This is a genomic window from Xanthomonas sp. CFBP 8445 (assembly GCF_025666235.1).
Lineage (GTDB): Bacteria > Pseudomonadota > Gammaproteobacteria > Xanthomonadales > Xanthomonadaceae > Xanthomonas_A > Xanthomonas_A indica.
This window is the reverse complement of the sequence record NZ_CP102594.1, coordinates 4,515,387-4,537,753: the sequence shown is the minus strand read 5'-3', so window position 1 is coordinate 4,537,753 and position 22,367 is coordinate 4,515,387. Positions and strand designations below refer to the sequence as shown.

The 22,367-nt window shown below is 65.9% G+C and carries 22 protein-coding genes; 10 read left to right on the top strand and 12 right to left on the bottom strand.

Annotation, left to right across the window (positions count from 1 at the left end; all coding sequences use genetic code 11):
* Positions 1 to 26: 26 nt before the first annotated feature.
* Together NUG21_RS19650 and NUG21_RS19645 are read right to left on the bottom strand one after the other, a co-directional pair.
* Positions 27 to 509 (bottom strand): hypothetical protein, encoded by a 483-nt coding sequence (locus NUG21_RS19650; protein ID WP_263391782.1) that lies wholly within the window; start codon positions 507 to 509, stop codon positions 27 to 29.
* Between the two features lie 309 nt (positions 510 to 818).
* Complete coding sequence (locus NUG21_RS19645) at positions 819 to 1,745, bottom strand: phosphoribosylaminoimidazolesuccinocarboxamide synthase (RefSeq protein WP_019796669.1); 927 nt, start codon at positions 1,743 to 1,745, stop codon at positions 819 to 821.
* 142 nt (positions 1,746 to 1,887) lie between these two features.
* Here NUG21_RS19645 and NUG21_RS19640 point away from each other — a divergent pair, with 142 nt between their 5' ends.
* The 9 genes from NUG21_RS19640 to NUG21_RS19600 all read left to right on the top strand — a co-directional run bounded on the left by NUG21_RS19640 (position 1,888) and on the right by NUG21_RS19600 (position 10,544).
* Positions 1,888 to 2,220: a J domain-containing protein gene (locus NUG21_RS19640; RefSeq protein ID WP_010341396.1), complete on the top strand. Its 333-nt coding sequence runs from the start codon at positions 1,888 to 1,890 to the stop codon at positions 2,218 to 2,220.
* 9 nt (positions 2,221 to 2,229) lie between these two features.
* Positions 2,230 to 2,898, top strand: coding sequence for a ribulose-phosphate 3-epimerase (rpe, locus tag NUG21_RS19635; RefSeq protein ID WP_160946117.1), 669 nt, complete (start codon positions 2,230 to 2,232; stop codon positions 2,896 to 2,898).
* A 1-nt stretch (position 2,899) separates the two neighbouring features.
* Complete coding sequence (locus NUG21_RS19630; RefSeq protein ID WP_017910180.1) at positions 2,900 to 3,382, top strand: GNAT family N-acetyltransferase; 483 nt, start codon at positions 2,900 to 2,902, stop codon at positions 3,380 to 3,382.
* Positions 3,383 to 3,599: 217 nt separating this feature from the next.
* Positions 3,600 to 4,538, top strand: a complete 939-nt coding sequence (gene yegS, locus NUG21_RS19625; protein WP_160946119.1) for a lipid kinase YegS — start codon at positions 3,600 to 3,602, stop codon at positions 4,536 to 4,538.
* A 373-nt stretch (positions 4,539 to 4,911) separates the two neighbouring features.
* Complete coding sequence (gene trpE / locus NUG21_RS19620) at positions 4,912 to 6,387, top strand: anthranilate synthase component I (protein ID WP_242084719.1); 1,476 nt, start codon at positions 4,912 to 4,914, stop codon at positions 6,385 to 6,387.
* Positions 6,384 to 7,454 (top strand): threonine aldolase family protein, encoded by a 1,071-nt coding sequence (locus NUG21_RS19615; RefSeq protein WP_263391781.1) that lies wholly within the window; start codon positions 6,384 to 6,386, stop codon positions 7,452 to 7,454. The genes trpE and NUG21_RS19615 overlap by 4 nt, the downstream gene beginning before the upstream one ends.
* A gap of 21 nt (positions 7,455 to 7,475) precedes the next feature.
* Positions 7,476 to 8,252, top strand: a complete 777-nt coding sequence (locus NUG21_RS19610) for an SIMPL domain-containing protein (protein ID WP_160946122.1) — start codon at positions 7,476 to 7,478, stop codon at positions 8,250 to 8,252.
* A gap of 192 nt (positions 8,253 to 8,444) precedes the next feature.
* A complete protein-coding gene (locus NUG21_RS19605) occupies positions 8,445 to 9,710 on the top strand; it encodes a tyrosine-type recombinase/integrase (RefSeq protein ID WP_011793666.1) in 1,266 nt (421 codons plus the stop codon).
* A 297-nt stretch (positions 9,711 to 10,007) separates the two neighbouring features.
* On the top strand, positions 10,008 to 10,544 hold the full coding sequence (locus NUG21_RS19600) for a HEPN domain-containing protein (RefSeq protein WP_263391780.1): 537 nt from the start codon (positions 10,008 to 10,010) through the stop codon (positions 10,542 to 10,544).
* Positions 10,545 to 10,633: 89 nt separating this feature from the next.
* Here NUG21_RS19600 and NUG21_RS19595 read toward each other — a convergent pair whose 3' ends face one another.
* From NUG21_RS19595 to NUG21_RS19550, 10 genes are all read right to left on the bottom strand, one after another.
* Positions 10,634 to 10,987 (bottom strand): hypothetical protein, encoded by a 354-nt coding sequence (locus NUG21_RS19595; protein WP_263391779.1) that lies wholly within the window; start codon positions 10,985 to 10,987, stop codon positions 10,634 to 10,636.
* Entirely contained in the window at positions 10,984 to 11,946 is a 963-nt protein-coding gene (locus NUG21_RS19590) for a phosphoadenosine phosphosulfate reductase domain-containing protein (RefSeq protein WP_263391778.1), read from the bottom strand. Before NUG21_RS19590 ends, NUG21_RS19595 begins: the two co-directional genes overlap by 4 nt.
* Positions 11,943 to 13,334 (bottom strand): integrating conjugative element protein, encoded by a 1,392-nt coding sequence (locus NUG21_RS19585; RefSeq protein WP_263393126.1) that lies wholly within the window; start codon positions 13,332 to 13,334, stop codon positions 11,943 to 11,945. Before NUG21_RS19585 ends, NUG21_RS19590 begins: the two co-directional genes overlap by 4 nt.
* A 29-nt stretch (positions 13,335 to 13,363) precedes the next feature.
* Positions 13,364 to 14,293, bottom strand: a complete 930-nt coding sequence (locus NUG21_RS19580; RefSeq protein WP_019796064.1) for a TIGR03756 family integrating conjugative element protein — start codon at positions 14,291 to 14,293, stop codon at positions 13,364 to 13,366.
* Positions 14,293 to 14,664: a TIGR03757 family integrating conjugative element protein gene (locus tag NUG21_RS19575; protein WP_263391777.1), complete on the bottom strand. Its 372-nt coding sequence runs from the start codon at positions 14,662 to 14,664 to the stop codon at positions 14,293 to 14,295. The genes NUG21_RS19580 and NUG21_RS19575 overlap by 1 nt, the downstream gene beginning before the upstream one ends.
* Positions 14,665 to 14,872: 208 nt before the next feature.
* Positions 14,873 to 15,376, bottom strand: a complete 504-nt coding sequence (locus tag NUG21_RS19570; RefSeq protein WP_263391776.1) for a JAB domain-containing protein — start codon at positions 15,374 to 15,376, stop codon at positions 14,873 to 14,875.
* A gap of 273 nt (positions 15,377 to 15,649) precedes the next feature.
* Positions 15,650 to 16,591 carry a hypothetical protein gene (locus tag NUG21_RS19565; RefSeq protein WP_263391775.1) on the bottom strand — a complete coding sequence of 314 codons (942 nt, stop codon included), beginning with the start codon at positions 16,589 to 16,591 and terminating at the stop codon, positions 15,650 to 15,652.
* Between the two features lie 177 nt (positions 16,592 to 16,768).
* Positions 16,769 to 17,707 (bottom strand): Bug family tripartite tricarboxylate transporter substrate binding protein, encoded by a 939-nt coding sequence (locus NUG21_RS19560; protein WP_263391774.1) that lies wholly within the window; start codon positions 17,705 to 17,707, stop codon positions 16,769 to 16,771.
* 69 nt (positions 17,708 to 17,776) lie between these two features.
* Positions 17,777 to 18,664, bottom strand: a complete 888-nt coding sequence (locus NUG21_RS19555) for an NAD(P)-dependent oxidoreductase (protein ID WP_263391773.1) — start codon at positions 18,662 to 18,664, stop codon at positions 17,777 to 17,779.
* A 131-nt stretch (positions 18,665 to 18,795) separates the two neighbouring features.
* The gene (locus NUG21_RS19550; protein WP_263391772.1) at positions 18,796 to 19,743 is read right to left on the bottom strand and encodes a LysR family transcriptional regulator; all 948 of its coding nucleotides are present in this window, start codon (positions 19,741 to 19,743) and stop codon (positions 18,796 to 18,798) included.
* A 273-nt stretch (positions 19,744 to 20,016) separates the two neighbouring features.
* Between NUG21_RS19550 and tssI the strand changes: the two genes are divergently transcribed.
* On the top strand, positions 20,017 to 22,365 hold the full coding sequence (gene tssI / locus NUG21_RS19545) for a type VI secretion system Vgr family protein (RefSeq protein ID WP_263391771.1): 2,349 nt from the start codon (positions 20,017 to 20,019) through the stop codon (positions 22,363 to 22,365).
* The last annotated feature ends 2 nt before the right edge of the window (positions 22,366 to 22,367 follow it).

Below are 22,367 nucleotides of genomic sequence, written 5' to 3'. Positions count from 1 at the left end.
GCACGTCCATGACCAGTCAGTCACGTCTACAACCCCTGATCGTCGACCTTCACCAGCGTCCAGCACGGCTTCTGCGCGAACTGGTAGACCTGCTGGTCGCTGGTATCCGGCGTGCGCACCAGGACCTGACGGCCCTCGGCGTTCTGCGTTACCACGACCTCACGCCCGCCCTTGCGAGCCGCCTCCAGATTAGGGATCACCGGCCATTCGACCTCGGCCAGGGGCACGTTGCGGGTCACCGGCGCCGGTTCCGGTTGCGCGTCCGGGTCGATGTGGATCATCGTCAACGGGTTTGCGGTGGCCTTTTCCTGGACCGCGATGTCGGCGCTGAAGCGCTTGAGGAAGGCGTCGAAATCGGCATCCTGGCAACGCGGGGCGGCTGCGGTGGGCGCGGCCTGCGCGGGGGCGGCTGTCGACGCCGCGACCGTGGAGCCGGCCGGTTGCGCCTTGCACGCGACCAGGGCCGCAGCCAATGCCAGGGACGTCAGAATGGGGCGTGCGATAGCCAACGGATCCTCCTGATCGGGTCGGGCGGGCAATCGCCCTTCGGGCGGGTAAGTTTAGTTCACCAGGATCATCATGTCGTGAAGCGGAGGCGAGGTGTTTCCGCCATCTCTACGGCTCACACTGCCAGGGCGGAAAGTAGCCCGAGCAATCCGCTATCGAACACCGGTGCGCCGCGACGGAGCACAGCCCGTTCGCGATGAACATCCATGCGCATCCGATCGTGAAGCGGCAGCAATTACCTCACGGGCCGCAAGGCGGCCGCCTTCAGCGACCACCCTCACGCGCCGGCGCATCCCGGCGCACGACCCCACTCAGTCGACCGAAATCCCCGCCAGCCGCTGCAGCGCCTCGGCGTACTTGGCGCGGGTGCGGTCGATCACGTCCTGCGGCAGGCGCGGGCCGGGCGCGGTCTTGCCCCAGTCCAGCGTCTCCAGGTAGTCGCGCACGAACTGCTTGTCGTAGCTCGGCGGGCTGGTCCCGATTTCGTATTCGTCGGCCGGCCAGTAGCGCGAGGAGTCCGGGGTCAGCATCTCGTCCATGATGTACAGGCGGCCGTCGGCGTCGGTGCCGAACTCGAACTTGGTGTCGGCCAGCAGGATGCCGCGCTCGGCGGCGAAGTCGGCGGCGAAGCGGTAGATGCGCAGGGTGGCGTCGCGCACGCGCTCGGCCAGTTCGGCGCCCACGGTCTTGACCATGGCGTCGAAGTCGATGTTCTCGTCGTGGTCGCCGACGGCGGCCTTGGTCGACGGGGTGAAGATCGGTTCGGCCAGTTTCTCGGCCTGGCGCAGGCCGTCGGGCAGTTCGATGCCGCTGACCTTGCCGGTGCGCTGGTAGTCCTTCCAGCCGCTGCCGATCAGGTAGCCGCGGGCGATGGCTTCCACCGGCACCGGCTTGAGCTTGCGGGTCACCACCGCGCGCTTGGCGTACAGCGCGGTGTCCACGCCCTCGGGCAGCACTGCGGCCACGTCGATGCCGGTGAGGTGGTTGGGCATCAGGTGCTCGGTCTTCTTGAACCAGAAGTTGGAGACCTGGCACAGCATCTCGCCCTTGCCGGGGATCGGGTCCGGCAGCACCACGTCGAAGGCGGAGAGGCGGTCGGTGGCGACCATCAGCAGGTAGTCGCCGGGCGGCGCGTCGGCCGGCAGGCGCTCGCGGGGAATATCGAACACGTCGCGGACTTTGCCGCGGTGGCGCAAGGGCAGGCCGGGCAGATCGGATTGCAACAGCGTGGTGGACACAGGCACTCCTACGGACTTCGCAATGGCGACCGTCCCGGGACCCGGCGGGCCCGCGGCGGACGGCGGGCCGCGTAGTGTACGGCCGGAATGCCCCGCTGTGCCGTAAAATGGCCGGCCCTGACGCCGCGCCCGCCCTTGCCCCATGCCCTGGTACGGAAAACTGCTCGGCGCCATCGCCGGGGCCCTGCTGCTGCGGCCCACGCCGGTGCTGGGCGCGCTGATCGGGCTGCTGATCGGGCATGCCTTCGATGCTGACTGGTTCAAGCTGTCCCAGCGCGAGGATCCGTACCGGGAGCTGGGCCTGACCCGCGACGCCACCGACGCCGAGATCGAACTGGCCTACCGCCGGCTGATGTCCCAGTACCACCCCGACAAGGTCGCCAGCGCCAGCCCCGAGTTGCGCGCCCGCGCCGAGAAGAAGGCCAGCCAGCTCAACACCGCCTACGACCGTATCCGCACCCTGCGCAAGCGCTGAGACCCCGCCATGTCCGACTGCATCATCTCCCCGTCCATCCTGTCCGCCGATTTCGCCCGCCTCGGCGAGGAAGTGGATACCGTGCTGCGCGCCGGCGCCGACTGGATCCACTTCGACGTGATGGACAACCATTACGTGCCCAACCTGACCATCGGCCCGATGGTCTGCCAGGCGCTGCGCAAGCACGGCGTCACCGCGCCGATCGACGTGCACCTGATGGTGGAACCGGTGGACCGGCTGATCCCGGATTTCGCCGAGGCCGGCGCCAGCATCATCAGCTTCCATCCCGAAGCCAGCCGCCACGTGCACCGCAGCATCCAGTTGATCAAGTCGCACGGCTGCAAGGCCGGCCTGGTGCTCAACCCGGCCACCCCGGTGGACATCCTCGACTGGGTACTGGACGACCTGGACCTGGTGCTGGTGATGTCGGTCAACCCGGGTTTCGGCGGCCAGGCCTTCATTCCCTCGGCGCTGGACAAGCTGCGCGCGATCCGCGCCCGCATCGACGCCAGCGGCAAGCCGATCCGGCTGGAGATCGACGGCGGGGTCAAGCCGGACAACATCGCCGCGATCGCCGCCGCCGGCGCCGACACCTTCGTCGCCGGCTCGGCCATCTTCAATGCACCGGACTATGCCGAGGTGATCGCGCGTATGCGCGCCGCGGTGGCGGAGCGCTGAGGTGGCGGCCCTGCACATCCGCCCGGCGGTGGCCGACGATGCGGCGCTGATCCTGCGCCTGATCCGCGACCTGGCGCGCTACGAGCGCGCCGAGGACGCGGTGCAGACCGACGAGGCCGGCCTGCGCGCCAGCCTGTTCGGCGCCGACGCCCGCGCGCAGGCACTGATCTGCGAGGCCGACGGCCAGCCGATCGGCTACGCCGTGTACTTCTACAACTACTCCACCTGGCTGGGCCGCAACGGCCTGTACCTGGAAGACCTGTATGTGGACCCGGCGCACCGCGGCGTGGGCGCCGGCAAGGCGCTGCTGCAGCATCTGGCGCGGCAGGCGGTGGCCGAGGGCTGCGGCCGCTTCGAATGGTCGGTGCTGGACTGGAACCAGCCGGCGATCGACTTCTACGAAGCGGTCGGCGCCCGCGCGCAGGACGAGTGGACCGTGTACCGGCTGCAGGGCGAGGCGCTGGCCAGGTTCGCCGCCGGCTGAGCGGCGCCGGGCGGCCAAAAGAAAAGAACCGCACCGTCGCCGGTGCGGCCCCTGGGAGAGAAATCGGAGGCTGATCCTGCCTCCATCCGTCTTCCTTGCTATGGCCTTCCATGTTCCGGACGCACGGTGACGTGCGTATGACAACGGCCGCGCCGGGATTCACGCATCGCCCATGCCGCGCCCGTTAGCGTGGGCGCCTCATCCCGGGATGGTTCGCATGGCTGCAGCGCACTGGCGTTTGATCCTCAACGGCAAGTCGGCCGGCGACGAGACGCTGCGCGAGGCGGTCATGGACATGCGTGCACGCGGCGTGGCGCTGCAGGTGCGGGTCACCTGGGAGCAGGGCGATGCCGAGCGCTACGTCGCCGAGGCGGTGGCCGATGGCGCCGCCTGCATCGTCGCCGCCGGTGGCGACGGCACCCTGAGCGAGGTCGCCAGCGCGCTGGCGCATCGTCAGGAGCCGGCCGCGGCATTGCCGGCCCTGGGCCTGGTGGCCCTGGGCACGGCCAACGATTTCGCCACGGCCACGGGCATCCCATTGCCGCCGCTGGAGGCGCTGGAACTGATCGCGCGCACGCCGGCACGGCCGATCGACCTGCTGCGCATTGAGGCCGAGCACGGCCCGCACTGGTGCGCCAATGTCGCCAGTGGCGGCTTCGGTACCCAGGTCACGGTGGAGACCGACGAAGGCCTGAAGAAGATGCTGGGCGGGCTGGCCTACCTGGTCACCGGCATGAGCCGGCTGGGCCGGATCGATCCGATTCGGGCCCGTTTCGAGGGGCCGGAATTTTCCTGGGAAGGCGATTTCATCGCGCTCGGCCTGGGCAACGGCCGCCAGGCCGGTGGCGGCCAGGTGCTGTGCCCGGATGCGTTGCTCGACGACGGCCTGCTCGACCTGACCCTGGTGCCGGAACTGACCGGCGAGGTCGCCGCGACCCTGGGCACCCTGGTCACGTCCGGCAAGCAGGCCGCGCTGGAGCGGGTGGCGGTGCGTGCGCGCCTGCCGTGGCTGCGGATCGAAGCGGCGCAGCCGCTGACCCTGAACCTGGATGGCGAACCGGAAACCTCGCGCCATTTCCGCATCGACTGCGTGCCCGGCCGCCTGCGCATGCACCTGCCGCCGGAATCGCCGCTGTTGCAGGCACGCGGGCGCTAGCGAACCCCGCAGCGCACGCCTTCCATCTGCGATCGTGTCGCTCGCGTGTTGCTCTCGTAGGAGCGGCTTCAGCCGCGACCGGCATTCCCGGTAACGCCCGTCGCGGCTGAAGCCGCTCCTACGGAGATGTACCCAGGCAATGAATCCCCTGTGGGAGGGACTTCAGTCCCGACGCGACGCCCTCACCGACCACCTCCGCACCGCGATCGATTGGTGGCGCCTGCAACCGTTGCCAGTCGCCGCAGTTGCGGTAAAGTAGCCGCCGTGTCCAGCCTGACGACCCCGCGTTCCTTCACTTCCGCTCGCCGTGCGTGGCGATGGTGGCCTGCAGCCGTCGTCCGCCCTGTCACCGAGTCCCGGAAGGAAAGCCGTCTTGATTACCCGCGAGCAGTTCCAGCGCTACGCCGCTGAAGGTCACACCCGCATCCCCGTCGTCCGCGAAGTGCTGTCCGATCTGGACACGCCGTTGTCGGTCTATCTCAAGCTCGCCGATGCCCCGCACACCTACCTGTTCGAATCGGTCGAAGGCGGCGAACGCTTCGGTCGCTACTCGATCATCGGCCTGCCGGTGCGCCGCGTGTACACCTTCCGCGGGCACACCCTGGACGTGCGCGACCATGGCGAACTGATCGAGCGCCGCGAGGTCGCCGATCCGTTCGCCGAAGTCGAGGCGCTGCGCGCGCAGCATGTCGTGCCCAAGCTCGCAGGCGTGCCCGGCTTCACCGGCGGCCTGGTCGGCTGGTTCGGCTTCGAATGCATCGGCTACATCGAGCCGCGGTTGGCCGGTGGTGTCGCACGCGACGAGCTCGATACCCCGGACATCCTGCTGATGCTGTCCGAGGAAGTGGCGGTCTTCGACAACCTCAAGGGCCGCCTGTACCTGATCGTGCACGCCGACCCGGCCGAGGCCGACGCCTGGGAGCGCGCGCAGGCGCGCCTGGATGCGCTCACCACCACGCTCCGCCAGCCCGGCGCCGGCTACCCCGCGCCGCTGGCGCGCGACGTGCTGGACGAGAGCGACTTCGTCTCCGGCTTCACCCGCGAGGGCTTCATCGCCGCGGTGGAGAAATCCAAGGACTACATCCGCGCCGGCGACATCTTCCAGGTGGTGCTGAGCCAGCGCCTGAGCGTGCCGTTCACTGCGCGCCCGGTGGATGTGTACCGCGCGCTGCGTGCGCTGAATCCGTCGCCGTACATGTATTTCCTCGACGTCGGCGACACCCAGGTGGTCGGCTCCTCGCCGGAGATCCTGGTGCGGCTGGAGAACGGCCAGGTCACCGTGCGCCCGATCGCCGGCACCCGGCCGCGCGGCAAGACCCCGGAAGAGGACCAGGCGCTGGAAGCGGAGCTGCTCGCCGATCCGAAGGAGCGCGCCGAACACCTGATGCTGATCGACCTGGGCCGCAACGATGCCGGCCGGGTCTCGCAGGCCGGCAGCGTCGCGGTCGGCGAACGCTTCGTGATCGAGCGCTACAGCCATGTCATGCACATCGTCAGCGAAGTCACCGGCACCCTGCTGCCCGGGCTCAGCTACGCCGACGTGCTGCGCGCCACCTTCCCCGCCGGCACCGTCAGCGGCGCGCCGAAGATCCGCGCGCTGGAAGTCATCCGCGAGCTGGAGCCGATCAAGCGCAACGTCTACGCCGGCAGCATCGGCTACCTCGGCTGGCACGGCGACGCCGATACCGCCATCGCCATCCGCACGGCGGTGATCAAGCATGGCCGCCTGCATGTGCAGGCCGGCGCCGGCATCGTCTACGACTCCGACCCGCAGACCGAGTGGGACGAGACCATGAACAAGGGCCGCGCGCTGTTCCGCGCGGTCGCCGAAGCGGCGAAGGGGCTGTGAGCGCCGCCGCGCCGCGGATCGGCTTCCGCAACGACTACAGCGAAGGCGCGCATCCGCGCCTGCTCGCCGCCCTGGCTGCGGCCAGCGCCGAGCAGAATGCCGGCTACGGCCTGGACCGGCACAGCGCGCGCGCCGCCGAGCTGATCCGTGCCGAGATCGGCTGCGCCGACGCCGACGTGCACCTGCTGGTCGGCGGCACCCAGACCAACCTCACCGCGATCGCCGCGTTCCTGCGTCCGCACCAGGCGGTGATCGCTGCGGCCTGCGGCCATATCGCCACCCACGAGACCGGCGCGATCGAGGCCACCGGGCACAAGGTGCTCACCGTGGACGCGAGCGATGGTCGGCTCACGCCGGAGCGGATCGCGCCGCTGCTGGCCGAGCACGGCAACGAGCACCTGGTGCAGCCGCGGCTGGTCTACGTGTCCAATACCACCGAGGTCGGCACGCTGTACCGCAAGCACGAACTGCAGGCGCTGCGCGCGTTCTGCGACGCGCACGGCCTGCTGCTGTTCCTGGATGGCGCGCGCATCGGCAGCGCGCTCACCGCCGAGGGCAACGACCTGCGCATGGCCGACGTCGCCGCGCTGACCGATGCGTTCTACATCGGCGGTACCAAGAACGGCGCACTGCTCGGCGAGGCGCTGGTGATTCTCAACCCGGCCTTGAAAGCGGATTTCCGCTACCTGCTCAAGCAGCGCGGCGCGCTGCTGGCCAAGGGCATGGTGCTGGGCACCCAGTTCGCCGCGCTGTTCGAGGACGGCCTGTTCTACGAACTCGCCGCGCACGCCAATCGCATGGCCACGCGGCTGCGCGACGGGCTCGCCGCGGCCGGCGCGCAGTTCGCCTCGGACTCGCCGACCAATCAGCTGTTCGTGGTCCTGCCGGCCGCCGCGGTCGAACTGCTGGCGCAGCGCTACGACTTCGAGTGCTGGCAACTGCTGGGCGACGGCCGCTGGGTGATCCGCTTCGTCACCTCGTGGGCCACGCAGGACGCGGCGGTCGATACGTTGATCGCGGATTTCGCTGCGCTGACCCGGTCCGGCACGCAGCGTGCGGCCGGCTGACATTCCGCCAAGGAGAGGAAGATGAACATTCGCACGTTTGGTGCCTGGGCCGTTGCCGCGGTGCTGGCCTTGCCGGCCATCGCCAGCGCGCAGGTCAACAGCCTGCCGTCGCAGCCGCACTTGTTGGTGAAGGGTGAGGCGCAGCGCGAGGTGGTGCCGGACCGCTTCGGTTTGACCATCACCCTCAGCGCCGTGGATGCCGACCCGGGTGCGGCGCGCAAGCGCGTGCAGGCCAATGCCGAGAAGGTGCTGGCCGGGTTCGCACAGCACCACGCGCTGGCCGGCAGCGTGCAGGCCACGACGCTGTCGATCGCGCCCGAGCGTCGCTACCAAGACGACAAGCAGCTGTTCGAAGGCACGCGCGTGCAGCGCACGCTCTCGGCCGACTTCGCCGCATTGGACGATGTACGCGCTTTGCTGGGCGCGTTGGTCACCAGCGAGGAACTGCAGGTGTCGGGGATCGCGCCGCGCTACAGCGGCGAAGCCGCGCTGCGCGCCGAGCTCAAGCGCCAGGCGGCCGAGCAGACCCGCAGCTCCGCGCAATCCCTGGCCAAGGCCTACGGCGTGCGCCTGGGCGGCCTGTACACAATCTCCGAGGTGGCGCCGGACTTCGCCTATGGCATCCAGGCCGGGCATTGGCCCTCCGAGCCAGTCAGGATGCAGTTGGTGAGTGCGCCGCCATCGCCGGTCATCGACCTCGTGGCAGCGCGTGCGGCCGATGGCATGGCCGAATCCCTCGAAGCCGGCACCCTCACCCTTTCCGAAAACGTCTATGCGGTCTTCCTGATCGCGCAATGAGTCCTTCGCCATGCTGCTGATGCTGGACAACTACGATTGACGTCTGCTGAGTTCCAGGGAGTTCTGCTCGGGTGAGAATTTCCCTTTGTTTGCGGCAACTTAGGGCGGTTTAGTGTCTGCTGACGGCTGGGGAAATCTGCCGCAAATGTGTATATTTGGGTGTGTATCGGGTCCGTCGGAAGGGATATACACATGGCAGTCAACCTGCTTTCCGCGCGTAGGGTCGAGACCGCCCAGCCCCGTGAAAAGAGCTACATGCTCAAGGACGGGGGAAGCCTGTTCCTGTACATCACACCGCATGGTGCCAAGCTCTTTCGGTACCGATATCGCATCGGTGGGAAGCCGCAGATCTACTCCATAGGCGCCTACCCGGAGGTCTCACTTGAGGCTGCCCGAAAGGAGCGAGACCAGGCTCGCGAACTGGTGAAGAAGGGCATCCACCCGCTGACGAACAAGAAGATCAAGCTGGTGGAGCAGATCGCGAGCAATGACAACACGTACGAGGCGGTGGCTCGCCGATGGATGCAAGACAACAGCCACTGGAGCAGTGGGTACGCCGGTCAGGTCAAGCACTATCTGACCCAGGACGTTTTTCCCCTGATCGGCCGGTTGCCGCTGGTATCCATCAAGCCGTCGCACCTCCGTCCGGTGATCGAGGCCGTGTCTGCTCGTGGAGCGAAAAGCATCGCGGTGCTCATTCGGCAGTGGAGTGGTCAGATCTTTGCGTACGGCGCGACCCGAGGGCTCTGTGAGGACGATCCTGCGGCCCTGTTGAAGGGATTGGTCAAGCGTCCACCCGTGCGTCACAACCCGCCTCTGAGCTGGTCCGAGTTGCCGGGCTACCTTCGTAGAGTGGATGCGGAAGGCGGGTATCGGACCACGGTGATCGCACTGCGGTTGATGGCGCTGCTCTTCGTCCGCACGGCCGAACTGCGCAAAGCATGGTGGGAAGAGTTCGATTTCGAGGCCGCTTTGTGGATCATTCCCGCGGGGCGCATGAAGATGCGGCGGCCGCACATCGTGCCGCTATCTAAACAGGCGATTGCGCTCTTGCTTGAGCTGCGGCAACTCACCGGCGGCGGCAAGGTGCTCTTTCCTAGCTATCGCAAGCCTGGCCAAGTGATGTCCGCAAGCACGCTGAACCAGGCATTGAAGCGCATGGGATACGGCGGCCGATTCTCGGCACACGGTTTCCGTTCAACGGCGATGACGATGCTGAGCTTGCTGTCTTATCCGGAGAAGCGGGTGGACCTCCAGTTGGCCCACAGCGAGGAAGACTCTTCTCGCGCCCCATACGACCACACCAAGTTCATGGAGTCGCGCAAGATCATCATGCAGGACTGGGCAGACATCCTGGACGAATGCGCGGGCGGTGCATCCGTAGCGGACATCACAGCGAAGTTCGGTCCCATGTCCGAGCGTCGGAAAGCACTTTTGAGTGTCATCGAGCGCGAGTGACCGTAGAAGAGACAAGATCGGGCTGAAGCCTCAATTCTTGTAGCCCTATTTTTTGTGGCCCGGGGAGAAGTCGTAGAGAAATGTCGTCGGCCACCCCTTCTGGCGCATCTTGGCGGGCCACGGCCCCCCCGCACATGGCACGCCTTCCGAATGAAGGAAGTGGGCGCATTGTTTCCAGTGCTGGTTGGTTGAGTTCGACGCGGCGCTATCTGGGCTCGTCCAACCGTTCGCCATAGTAAACAAGCATCTCCTGGGGGCTATGAGGTGCAACAATTGGGCAAGAAGAGGAGGGAGCCTATGCCGTCTAGCGCCAGTGTGACGTTCAACCATGCGATTCAGGATGCTGTCGATCTCATCAACCACTTTGATCGCCTCAATAGTCAGCCGCCACCGCCCGAGAACGAGGTTTTGAAGCGGGCAAGTCTTGTCATGGCACTAGCGGCCCTGGAGACCTACTTCGAGGACCGCCTTCAAGAGGCTGTCGACGCCCTGGCCGGGTCCGGGGAGTCTTTTCTGTCGCGGTTTCTTCGGGACAGCCTCGCCCATGACCTGAAGACGTTCCACACGCCAAGCACCGACCGGGTGCGACCCATGTTCCTCAAGTACCTTGGGCGGGACATTACGGAAGGCTGGCGTTGGAACCAGATGGAGCCAGCCCAAGCGCGCGCCGAGTTGAACGCTTTGGCCAGAAAGCGGGGAAGTATTGCTCATCGCGCGGGCAGGCCCGCCACCGGCTGTGCCACCAAGCATGCGGTCTCCCGTGACGATCTCCGCCGGCACCTGCACTTCATCCGTCAGTTGGTCCTGGCCACCGACGCGATGCTGGCCGAGTAGCTGACCGTGGTGCCTTGTATCTGGCGTTAAGCCCATGGGTACGCTTCGCGAGCAAGTTGGGTTGCAACCAACAGATTCGCGACCCGTGCCTACCATCTTGAGCCAATCGCGGAGATCTCCCCGATGAGAATGACGGCCATAGCGGCGATCACCGCGCGGCGGAAGCGCATTGAATCGACGAGCGGTCTGTCCTTCTTCGAATCGACCCGGCGTATTCGCCACCAGCCAAAGGCAATGCATCCATAGACCGAGATACGCCAGACGAGCAGATGGCCCGCGTGCGCCTTGATCCATTGCTCCCAGGCCTCGGCGCTACCGACGGCTCTAATCCCGAGCACGTTGATCGCGAACGCCACGGCGATCAGCAGGCCAACCCAGATCGCCGCGTGGCCCAGGGATCGCACGATCGACATCGCGCCGCGGCGCTCTGCAGGCCTGGTCACAGGCTGTTCCTTTCGCACAGCGCCAGGTCGGAGGAACAGCCACCGCCGGGCTGGTCATCGAAGAACAGCGCGTACTGGCGCCCACCGCGGGCCGTGCGGCACCACTGCACCACGCGCCTGATGCCCGAGTACTGGCCGGGCCGGTCTGCGTCGGTGGGGTCCTTGCGCACCGGGAAGAAGGTCGCGGCATGGCGTTTGTTCGCCGCCGCGACGATGCGTTCCCAGCGCTCGATGCGATCGACGTGTTCCGGGAAGCGTTCGGCAATCGACCTGAGTTCTGCTTTCCGGGTGTGGATGCAGGGCATGCAGCCGACGCGGCCCATGCCCATGGAGTAGAGCGGGTTGGGGGTGAGCCCGTGGTCGGCGTGCTTTTTCCAGACCTGCGGCAGCGTCCATTCGAAGATCGGCCGCCACAGGTAGCAGCCGGATTCGTGGCGGTTGAGGCGTGGCTGCAGGGCGCGGTGCCGGCTTTCCTCCGCACGGATCCCGAGCCACTGGATGACGGGGCCGCGCCGGAGCATCGGCAGGACCACCTGTTCGGTGATCGGCAGCTCTTTCAGTTCGGAGGTACAGAACTGGGCCATCCTCGACGGAAAGCGTCCTTTGGTGATGCAGAGGTCGAGGAAGGGGTTGCCTGTGGGCTCGTGCAGTTCCGCAGCCTCGCGGACGAGCGCATCGGGAATGCCCATTTGCGGCCACCGCTCCAGCACATAAGCCTTGTGCTTCGCCATCCTTGCGCGGAAGTCTGCCCTCACCCACTCGATCGCGGGGCCGCCCGTGCGCTCCGGCAGCTGCTGCACGAATTCGTAGGTGAGCTCGTGCTCGTTGCCCGTGTCTGCGAAGACAGCACGAAAGTCCCGGCCGGACTCCAGGGCAAGCAAGTAGGTCGCGGTGGAGTCCTTGCCGCCGGAGACGTTGACCAAGTGCTGCACGCGCCTGACGCCGTTGCTGGCGTTCATTGCGTGCTCCGCGGTTTCTGAATCTCCTGGACACGGTCCCGGGTTGGATCCCCCTGGTAGATGCCGCGCGAGCCGGCGGCGCGCGTGCTGTAGCGCTGGATCAGCGTCATCGGCGAGTTGCCGGCGAGTTCGCGGCGCAGTTCGAGCTCGGTCTTCAGGTTCTGGATCTCCTGTTCCAGTGCGCCGCTCTCCTGGTCCACGGCCTTCGTCGCGAGTTCGTTGGCCGCGACGTTGGGCTCCTTGCGGCCTGTCAGCAGCGTGCGCTGCAGCAGAAGGGCCTTCTCCATCACCGAGGCGAGCGCGACTTCCGACGCCAGGCGCTTGCCCAGCAGATCCTGGTCGGGCTCGTCGCGCAGCGCTTCGATGACGCCGCGCGTAAGCGGCAGCGAGGCGCTGCCGGCGGCGTCCAGGTTTGCGGTGGTGGTCGGCTTGGCCCCGGAAGCGAGTTCCTGCAGCGCCTTGAGCTTGGCTTCGTACTCTTCCTGGATCAGCGGCGTCAGGCCTACGCCGGGTGTCGTCGAGGTCTTGGTACAGGTCTCGCAGGTGCGTTGCTCCCGCTCGCCCAGCACCCTCGTTGCCCACGTGGCTGCCGCCTGGGGCGAACTCCACGTCTGGCACGACAGGCGTCCGTTGCACTCGTTCGCCGAGATGGAAGACGTGTCGGTGGCTCCACGCCCGTTCAACAGGTTGTAGCCCGCACGCGTGACGTCCCCCACGATCTTGATCGAGGACTGGCCCGAGCCGCCCGCGCTGCCCCCGCCGACCCAGGGAACGCCGTTGTTGCCCTTGTTGGCCTCGGCGCGTTCGATGGCCGATACCGCGTCCGTACTGGATACCGCCTGCTTGAGGGCCATGCCCTCGGCCAGCTGGTCCCAGCCGGTCTGCCCGCCCGCCATGTCGGCCATGCGGCTCGCTATTGCGCGGCACGTCATCTTGGAGCGGTCGAAGTCCAGCCGGGCCTGCAGGATGCCGTTCGTCAGCAGGTTGTAGAGCCCAGGATCGGCGCGCTGGATGATGAGCGCTGGTAGCGAGGCGACCGCGCTCGTTGCGGACTGGATCACGTTGCTCATGATCGACTGGAAGCCGTTGCTGATGCCGTTGAGCTGGTTCTGCAGCGTGGTGGTGATGCTCATGTCCCCGCAGATCAGGTTGCTGTTCCAGCCCATGCCCACGCCGATGCTCTGCATGTTCCCGGCAGGGCTCATCGACACTGCGCGGCCGCCGCCGATGCTGTAGAGCACGTCGCTACCAATCACGTTGCCGCTGGCGCGGATGCCGTCCTCGTCGATCCGCGTCTGCGCACCGGAGGTGCTGCAGAGGGCGGCGAGTGCGGCGATGGCGATCAGGCTGCGCAGGCCTGCGCGGGGAGCAAAGCGGGGGGATGCCATGTCGTCCACGGGGTTCTCCGTCAGAAATCTCAGAAGTCGGTGCTGCCGAGGAAGACCTGGCCGCGCCGCTGGCAGCAGCTGTACGGGCGCCAGAGCGCCCAGGCGTAGTCACCTTGCTGCGCCTGCACGTGGGGGCCGCGGTTGGGGAAAACCGCGCATTGGCTGGACAGGGTGGGCGTCAGCTCCTGCCACTTGCCGGAATCCGGATTGCTCTCGACCAGCGGGCCGGCGGGCCAGTAGCCCGCGCGCGGGCTCGCGAGCAGGGGCTGGTACACGTGCGGCTGGCCGGTGCGTGTCACCACATCGCCAGCGCGCTGTGCGACCACGGCGCCACTGAAGTAGTCGTCGGTCTGGTGCAGGAAGCCACCGCGCGGATAGACGTTGCCCCACAGGTCCGCCGACAGCCGAGATCCGATCTCGCGCATGCCGGGGGTGAGCGATTCGGGGTAAGCGAGCTCGGGCACGTTGTAGCGCCATGCCAGCGTGTCGAAGGTGCTCAGCAGGTACGGCATGAAGGGCGTGCCTGCGCCCTCGCAGGTGTAGCCGGAAGCGCTGGCGAACGCGGAGAACGCTTCACCGGCCGGATGTCCGATCACGTCCGCGTTCTTGAACTTCGCGAGGTTGTTTTCGTGGCTCTGGTTGGTGGTTCCGTCGCCCCCGGCCTGCGCGGTGGGGTTGGGCACGCTCATCGCGCGGACTTCGACCCAGGGGTTCGCCCCCGTGTTGCTGTAGGTAGAGACGACAGCGTCGGGAACGTAGTGCCGCACCTTCACCGAGGTGCGTACCGTGCAGCCGCTCCAGGTGCAATACAGCCAGTAGCAAATGCCGGAGACGCGATACGCGAAGCAGTCGGGTGAAAACGCCGAAGCCACGATGGTCGCGGTATCCAGCGCATACGTCGGCACCGTGGCGGCGAACAGGACGCCGAAGGTCGCGGCGCGCAGTCTCTTGGAGCGCATCACTGGCCGGCCCTCCGGTACGCCGCGATGCGGCCCAGGGCGCGGCGTGTGTCGGCGTCGCCATACACGACGTAGCGCCCGTCGATCACGACCGCGGGCAGCTTGGCGACACCGAGCAAGTACGCGTCTGCCACGGCCTGGTATGCCTGGTCGATCCTCTTCTGCCTTTCGGCGAACGTTGGGTTCGCCAGACGCTGGCGCATCATGGCCTCCGCACGCTGCGGATCCCGCGGCAGGCCCGCGCTCAGGTCCGATACCAGGCGGGCGGGCGCGTCCAGCTCAATGATGGTCGCGCCGGGAACAGCGGTGGCTGGGTGGGCCGTGTCGGTGAAGATCCTCACGTCATCGGCGAAGGCAGACGCGGAGGCCATCAAGGCCAGGCCGGCGGTCGCCCTCGAGAGGAGTGCGAGGCTCGTGCGCATGGGAAGGCGGTGGACTTGCACGTGGGAACCCTGGATGTGTGTACACAGGGCTCCAAGTCGAACGCAGGTGCCCGGGCGCGGCCAGGAGAAATGGGTAACGTCCGCTGCCGTGTTGTTCGGCGAAAAGAGGACGCCCCGCGGCCGGGGCGTCTTTGGATCAGAGCAGGCCGGCTTCGGCGAAGGAGTAGGGCGTGCCCGAGCCGACGATCACGTGGTCCACCACGCGGACATCGATCAAGCCTAGCGAGGCGCAGATGCGCTCCGTGAGGCCTCGATCCGCATCGCTGCACTGGGAGGTGCCCGAAGGGTGGTTATGGACGAGGATGACCGAACTGGCGTTCAGATCCATCGCTCGCTTGACGATGACGCGCGGGTAGACCACCGCCTGATTGATCGTCCCTCGGAACAGGGCCTCGAATGCGATGGCTCGATTTTGGCAGTCGAGGAAGACAACGCCGAAGACCTCGTGGAGTTCGCCGGCGAGCTTGAGCCGCAGGTAGTCGTAAAGCTCCCTCGGGGTCGAGATCGCTGCCTCGCGATGGAACATGCGCTGCTCCAGCACGTGGAGTGCGCGATGGACCAGTCGGCTTTCCTGGACGGTGAGGGCTGGGCTGGGTGTGGTGCTGGGATGCAGCACCTCGGACGTGGCAAGTTGCGGCATGTGTAGCCTCCGAGTTTCTTACGAAGAGGGGCTGCACGCCCGTCGGGGTGGAGACCCCGTGGGTTGGCGATGAAGTGCATCCACCAGCGCTTTCGCGCTGGGCGTCCGCCGTTTCGGATGCGGAGCGGACTGGTGTGATCGGCGCTTGCGCGCCACAGCCTTGAAGATCGTGGCTGCCTGGGAAGGGAGGAGAAATCCTCCGCGACCTGCGGTCGATAGTGAGCATCCGGAGCGCGGGCGCCCAGGCAGAATCCGGGCCAGGAGGTGATCCCTTTAGGCCATGGCCGCGGGACGCGTGATGGGGAGGGATGGGCCGCCCAGGAGTAGCCGGCGAGCATCCACCACCGCATCGCGACCGTGATCGGTCAGTGCCCCCTCATCATCGATAAGGCGGATTTGCGCCAAGCGAAGTAACGCAGCGCATCCGGTGCGCATGCTGTGTTGCTGGTCCGAGTCGAACTCCGCATACACGTGGTCGGTGGGGAGCCCTCTGCCTGCTCCTGTGAATCGAGTCTCCATGGCAGAGAGGACCCTCAGACTCAGTGGGTCCAGCCGCTCGGAAAGCTGATTGAGCATCCAACAGCACTCCTGCATCCGAAGATGCAGGTCGCGCAGCGCGGAAGCCATGAAATCCCACTGTTGGATCGTGTCGCGGTAGCTTCCCTTGAGCGCTGCGCAGCTCGCTTCTGGCTGCTCGTCTTGGCGTCGGCCCAAGTCGCTCATCCAGCGTAGCAGCGGCGCGTCGATCACCCCTCCCAATACTTGCCAGGAGCCCCGGAGATACAGGGGAACTTCGCCGCAGGCGATCCAGCGCAGGGTCGGATTGTCCGCGGCTTCGGCAAAGCTGGCGTGATCGAATCCCAGGGCCCATGCGACCTGTGATGTCGTCGCCAACCCATGCCACCCGTGTTTCAGCATGCCGCTGGACCAGTTGGCGGCGTTGCGGTCTTGGGGCAATAGAAGACCGTGAAGGGGCCCACCAGGTAGCCGGTCTGCGACCCGTGCAAGCTGCGCGACTGTGCGCCCCAGGGCATGCAATCGTGTGGTCGCCAACGCATGCGCACTGGCTTCCAGGTCACGTCTCACAGCCAACAGGCCCCGTGCCACGCGCAACACATGCTGGCGGACATTCTCGTCCTTGAAACTGCTCCATAGCTTGAGCGGTGAGATGGCGTGTGCCAGGGCAACGTGGGTGTTGATTCGGGTTGGCGTCATGGTCGAGGATCTTTCGCGATGAAGGGACGAGCCGATCCCTGCCTCAGCGGGCATGCGATTGGTACGAGGGGACTTTGGTCCAGGCGGGCGCCGCCGCCCAGGGTGGGCTGAGCGCGGCCAGCCGAGAAGACGCCCCGTCCTCAATGCAGATGGACGAGGATGCTGCGAGCTCGGCCGCTACTGGGGGGCGATACCGGCGTCCCTAGCGATTGCCGACCACTTGGCAATGTCGTCCCGGATGTTGCGGGCGAAGACCTCGGGGGAAGAGGGCACGATCGCGATGCCCGCGCCGTCAAAGCGCTGCCGGACAGCTGGATCGGTGAGGGCTTCACGCAGCGCGGCGTTGAGCTGTTCGGTGATGGAGGCGGGCAGGTGTGCCGGCCCGGCAAGGCCGAAGCGAACCGAGATGTCATAGCCTTCTAGGCCTTGCTCTTGCAACGTGGGAACGTCGGGAGCGAGGGGGGAGCGCTTCGCGGAGGTCACCCCGAGCGCCGTGACGCGGCCGGCCCGTGCTGCCTGAAGCCCGTTGTTCAGATCGGCGACGACGAAGTCGATGGTGCCGCCCATCAGATCCGTCATCGCCTGCGGGACGCCCTTGTAGCCGACTCCGGTCGCGGTGAAATTGGCCATCGACGTGAAGCGCACCGTCGCCAACTGGGCGCTGCCTGAGCCGTAGCCATAGGACAGCTTGTCCGGATGGGACTTCCCGTAGCTGATGAGGTCCTTCATCGTCTGCGCGGGCAGCTTCGTGCTGGCTACCAGGAGGTAGGGCAGTTCGGCCATCTGGCCGATCGGCGTGAAGTCCTTGCGCGGATCGTAGGGCGGCGACTTCATGGTGATTACGTTGGTTGCGGCATTGGTGATGCCGACGATCAGCAGCGTGTACCCGTCGGGCGCGGCTCGGACCGCGGCCATCGTGCCAACCAGGTTCTGTTGGTTGTCCACGACGACTGGCTGCTTGAGGCGCTGCGACATGGCTTCCGCGACTGAACGCGCAGCGACGTCGGTGATGCTCCCGGCAGCCATGGGCACGATCAGCTTGATCGGCCTCTCAGGAAACGCCGAAGCCAGCAATGGAAGGGCTGCGACGAGTGCAGCGACGATCTTTCGTTTCATGGTTCTCTCCTCGATGATCTGGTTTTCTTGTGTAGGGTGCCGCGAGCATTCGCTTTGGGCAGGGCGATGTCACAAATCGCCGAAAACGACGCCAGCATGTCGCTCGACGACCCGGATGGCGGTGATGTTGTCGGCCTCGCCGAGGCCTGCGACCATGGCGTCGTCCAGTAGCCGCAAAGCGGCCCTGCTGACTTGCATAGGGACACCAAGTTCGTCCGCGGCCATGAGCGCCAGATGCACGTCTTTGCGCAGTAGCGAGGTTTTGAAGCGAAGAGGGAAGCTGCGGTCCAGTGCGTTGGGCAGGCGCTCCATCGTCGCGAAACAGCGCCCACTGGAGCGGTTGATGACGTTCAGCAGGGTATGCGCCTCGATCCCCGCTTTCGTTCCGCACACGAGTGCCTCGCAGCTGGCGAGCATGCATGCCGCGTACAACGTGTTGTTGATGAGCTTGAGGGTTTGGCCGAGCCGTATGTTCGGTCCGAGGTAGAACGTATGCCGCGCAATGGCGTCGAACATCGGCATGGCGCGCTCCCAGCCGGGTAAGGGACCTGCCGCCATCACCGTCAACTGTCCCTCCGCGGCTGCGACGGTGCCACCGCTTACGGGCGCAGAAAAGAATGGCACTCCGGCCTCTTTCAGCAGCGTATCCACGTGGACCGTGGCGTCCGCGCCCGTCGTGGACAAATCTACGATGAGACGCACTGGATGGACACAGGCCAAGGAGGCGATAGTCCGTGCAACATCGACGACGACTTCTGGCGTAGGAAGGCTCAGCGCAATCGCGTCCTGGTTGGCGATTAGCTTGCCGAGATCGGCCGCTGGTAGCGCGCCCATGCTCGCAGCATGGCTCCTGGCCTTCTTGCAGGTGTCGTACACCGAGACGCAATGCCCGGCGGCTGCCCATCGCGCCGCAAAATGCCTGCCGATGTTCCCGGCGCCCACCAACCCTATCCGCATAGCTTCCTCCCGAATGACTTCTGGATGAAATGCTATGCCGCAGCGCGGAATCTACCGATTGCAAAATCGTTTTGGGGGTATGACTGTCGAGTTAATACACTCGGACGTTCGCTGGGTAAGGACTGTCTCGTTTATGTTGCCGATAAACACGGCTTTTGCTCGCGTCCCTGGCGACCTCGCCTTTGGCGGTCCATGAATGCCTGCTCTGTGAGTGCGTCCATGAACGATTCGGTGCATGGGCGCATTGCTCTGTGCGCAGAGCAAATGACAGCCGGCGCGATCAGCACGTCGTCCTTGAGCGCGACGGTGGTGAGGCCCTGCATGCCATCCAGCCCGTCCACGGTAAATTCGTCCACGATGGCGAGCCCGGCACCGGCACGGACCAATGCGCAGGCGAGATCCATGTTGTGGACGTTGACGCGTGCGTCCAGGGAAACACCGGCCCGCTCCAGGGCTGCGGACAGCAATTGCCCGAATGGGATGCTGGGATGGGGTGTGATGACGACATGCTTTGCCAAGTCGGCGAAGCACACGCTATCGGCTCCCGCCAAGGGGTGGCCGGTCTGCATCACACAGACCATGCGTCCCTCCGTAAGAGGCTGGACCTGTAATTGCAGATGGTCCATTGCCACGGCGGCAACCGCGATGTCTGCTTCTTCGCTGAGTAATGCCTTGGGCATGTCGGCGAGCAGACTGGTGCGCAGTTGCACCTGTACCTTGGGGTGCCGCTCCATGAAGCGAACGACTGCTCTGGACACCAGGCCCCGACTCAGGCAATAGCTGGAAATCACGGTGAGGTGACCTACCGAAGCGGTGCGCAGGCTGGTCGCGAAATCGTTGATGCGGATCGCGTGTTGGAAAAACGGGTTGACCTGCTCGATCAACGCTTCCGCTTCCGGGGTGGGCACCAGTCTGCCCTTGGTGCGTTGGAAGAGGGTGAGGCCCAGCGACTGCTCGGTGTGTGCGAGCGAGCGGCTGACGGCGGGCTGTGACTGGCACAGCATGGCGGCGGCACCTTTTACCGTGCCGGTCAACATCACCGCGCGGAAGACTTCCATCTGTTTGAGTCGAAACTGCATGACGGCCACTTGATAGCGTTCAGGGTTGGCAGATCATGGCCGCTGTTTATCGGCTATGCGCGCTTTGGTGTAGCGGATGCACCAGTTTCTTTCGTTATGCCGTAGATAAGTATTCTTGCGGTTTAAGGGTGGCGGCCGCTGTCTAACCAGGTCCAGAACATTTGAATACAAATTTGTCCGAGTTGACGGCTATCCAATATGCTTTTTCGCGGCCTATGATCGCCGCCGTTTTTACTCGTCCGTGCAGCCGCTCATGGCGCGCGGCCATCCAACATGACACGCCGCGTCACCATCCAGACGCCCCTGGGAGAGCAGCTGCATTTCCGGCAGCTGCGGGGCAGCGAGGAGCTGAGCCAGCTTTTCTCCTTCGACATCGACCTGCTCTCTGAGGGGCGCGACATCGATCCCAAGGCGCTGCTGGGCAAGACGGCGACGGTGGAGATCGAGACCGAAGGCGGCGGCAAGCGGTACCTGGACGGCCTGGTCACGCGCTTCGGCATGCAGGGCCAGGACCATCGGCTGTATTCCTACCACCTGCGCCTTCAGCCCTGGCTCTGGGTGGCCACGCGCCGGCAGGACTTCCGCATCTTCCAGTTCAAGACCGTCCCGCAGATCGTGGAAGAGGTTTTGAGCCGTTACGGTTGTCCGATGCAGTTGAAGCTCACGCGCGCGTACCGCGCCTGGGACTACTGCGTGCAGTACGGCGAGAGCGACTTCGACTTCGTCTCCAGGTTGCTGGAGCATGAAGGGGCGTACTACTACTTCCAGCACGCGAGCGGCCAGCACACCCTGGTGATCGCCGACGACATCGTGGCCGGCCACGAGCCCCTGCCGGGCGCGGCCGTGATCCCGTTCTACCCGCCCGAGAAGTCGGCCACGGCCGATCGCGAGAACATCCACGCCTGGACGCTGGGCGAGGAGATCAAGCCCGGCCGGTACTACAACGACGACTACGACTTCAAGAAGCCCCGGTCGGACCTCTCCAACATGCGCCAGCAGCCGCCGGGGCACGCGCACGATGCGTACGAGATCTACGAATGGCCGGGCGGCTACGTGCAGCACGGCGACGGCGAGCAATATGCCCGGGTGCGCCTGCAGGAAGGCCTGACCGGGCACAGCACCGTCAGGGGTGAATCCCGCAACCGGAGCCTGGCCACGGGCTACACCTTCACGCTGGAGAACTACCCGCGCGGTGACCAGAACCGGCAATACCTCATCACGGGCGTCACCTACCACCTGCACGAAAACCCGCGCAGTTCTTCCTTCAACAGCGCCAAGCCGGGCGAGGCGCTCAAGCACAACGAGGAGCAGGGGTCGTTCCAGAAGTTCAGCCTCACGGCCCAGCCCACGAGCCTGCCCTACACCCCGGCCAGAAAAACACCCAAGCCACGCACGACAGGCCCGCAGACGGCAGTGGTCGTAGGCCCGGCGGGCGAGGAAATCTGGACGGACGAATACGGCCGCATCAAGGTGCAGTTCCACTGGGACCGGCTGGGGGCGATGGACGAGAACTCCAGTTGCTGGGTGCGCGTGGCCACGAGCTGGGCGGGCTCGGGCTTCGGGGCAATCTCGATCCCGCGCATCGGGCAGGAAGTGATCGTGGACTTCCTGAACGGCGACCCGGACTATCCCATCGTCACGGGCAGCGTCTACAACGCCGCGAACATGCCACCCTGGGCCTTGCCGGGCAATGCGACGCAGTCGGGCATCAAGACGAAGTCCAGCAAGGGCGGGGCGTTCGGCGACGGAATGAAGAACGGCGCGGGCGATGCGAACGCGATCCGCTTCGAGGACAAGAAGGGCGCGGAGCAGGTGTGGCTGCATGCGCAGAAGGACCAGCTCATCGAGGTGGAGAACGACGAGGACCACTGGGTGGGCCAGGACCGGCGCAAGACGATCGACCGGGACGAGACGAACACCATCCACCGGGACCGGACCGAGACGGTGGATCGGAACGAGAAGATCACGGTGCATGGATGGCGCACCGAGGAAGTGGATGGCGACGAGACCATCACCATCCACTCCCACCGCAAGGAGCGGGTGGACCACAACGAGACGATCTCGATCGGCGACAACCGCGACGAGACGGTCGGAATCAACGAAGACATCCGCATCGGCAAGAACCGCAGCAAGACGGTCGGCCGCAGCGAGACCGATTCCATCGCGAAGAACTGGACTACCACGGTCGGCCTGCTGAAGACCGAAACCATCGGCGTGGGCTGCATCCAGACCACGGGCGTTTTCAAGATGGCCAACGTCGGCGTGGCCTACAACCTCAACGTGGGCATCACGATGATGACCAACGTGGGCATGAACCGCAGCGACACCATCGGGATGGAGCACACCCACACGGCGGGCAAGAAATACGCGCTCACCGTGGGCGGCGGCGGTGGGGCTGCGGCCGGCGCAGTCTCCAAGAACATCACCGCACCCTCCGGCGGCTCTGGAGGAAAAGGCGGCTCCAGCCTGGTCATGGACGAAACCAGCATCACTCTCAAGGTGGGCAAGTCCGTGCTGGAGATGAAGGACGACGGCACGGTCAGCGTCAACGGCAAGCTCATACAGATCACGGCCGATGGCGACAACGTGGTGATCCAGGGCGAAGACATCCACCTGAACTGATC

What these genes read in the sequence shown, in the direction of transcription:
- NUG21_RS19640 (WP_010341396.1), top strand. Translation starts at nt 1,888, where the DNA reads ATGCCCTGGTACGGAAAACTGCTCGGCGCCATCGCCGGGGCCCTGCTG.
- rpe (WP_160946117.1), top strand. Translation starts at nt 2,230, where the DNA reads ATGTCCGACTGCATCATCTCCCCGTCCATCCTGTCCGCCGATTTCGCC.
- yegS (WP_160946119.1), top strand. Translation starts at nt 3,600, where the DNA reads ATGGCTGCAGCGCACTGGCGTTTGATCCTCAACGGCAAGTCGGCCGGC.
- NUG21_RS19610 (WP_160946122.1), top strand. Translation starts at nt 7,476, where the DNA reads ATGAACATTCGCACGTTTGGTGCCTGGGCCGTTGCCGCGGTGCTGGCC.
- NUG21_RS19605 (WP_011793666.1), top strand. Translation starts at nt 8,445, where the DNA reads ATGGCAGTCAACCTGCTTTCCGCGCGTAGGGTCGAGACCGCCCAGCCC.
- NUG21_RS19600 (WP_263391780.1), top strand. Translation starts at nt 10,008, where the DNA reads ATGCCGTCTAGCGCCAGTGTGACGTTCAACCATGCGATTCAGGATGCT.
- NUG21_RS19590 (WP_263391778.1), bottom strand. Translation starts at nt 11,946, where the DNA reads ATGAACGCCAGCAACGGCGTCAGGCGCGTGCAGCACTTGGTCAACGTC.
- NUG21_RS19585 (WP_263393126.1), bottom strand. Translation starts at nt 13,334, where the DNA reads ATGGCATCCCCCCGCTTTGCTCCCCGCGCAGGCCTGCGCAGCCTGATC.
- NUG21_RS19580 (WP_019796064.1), bottom strand. Translation starts at nt 14,293, where the DNA reads ATGCGCTCCAAGAGACTGCGCGCCGCGACCTTCGGCGTCCTGTTCGCC.
- NUG21_RS19575 (WP_263391777.1), bottom strand. Translation starts at nt 14,664, where the DNA reads ATGGCCTCCGCGTCTGCCTTCGCCGATGACGTGAGGATCTTCACCGAC.
- NUG21_RS19570 (WP_263391776.1), bottom strand. Translation starts at nt 15,376, where the DNA reads ATGCCGCAACTTGCCACGTCCGAGGTGCTGCATCCCAGCACCACACCC.
- NUG21_RS19565 (WP_263391775.1), bottom strand. Translation starts at nt 16,591, where the DNA reads ATGACGCCAACCCGAATCAACACCCACGTTGCCCTGGCACACGCCATC.
- NUG21_RS19560 (WP_263391774.1), bottom strand. Translation starts at nt 17,707, where the DNA reads ATGAAACGAAAGATCGTCGCTGCACTCGTCGCAGCCCTTCCATTGCTG.
- NUG21_RS19555 (WP_263391773.1), bottom strand. Translation starts at nt 18,664, where the DNA reads ATGCGGATAGGGTTGGTGGGCGCCGGGAACATCGGCAGGCATTTTGCG.
- NUG21_RS19550 (WP_263391772.1), bottom strand. Translation starts at nt 19,743, where the DNA reads ATGCAGTTTCGACTCAAACAGATGGAAGTCTTCCGCGCGGTGATGTTG.
- tssI (WP_263391771.1), top strand. Translation starts at nt 20,017, where the DNA reads ATGACACGCCGCGTCACCATCCAGACGCCCCTGGGAGAGCAGCTGCAT.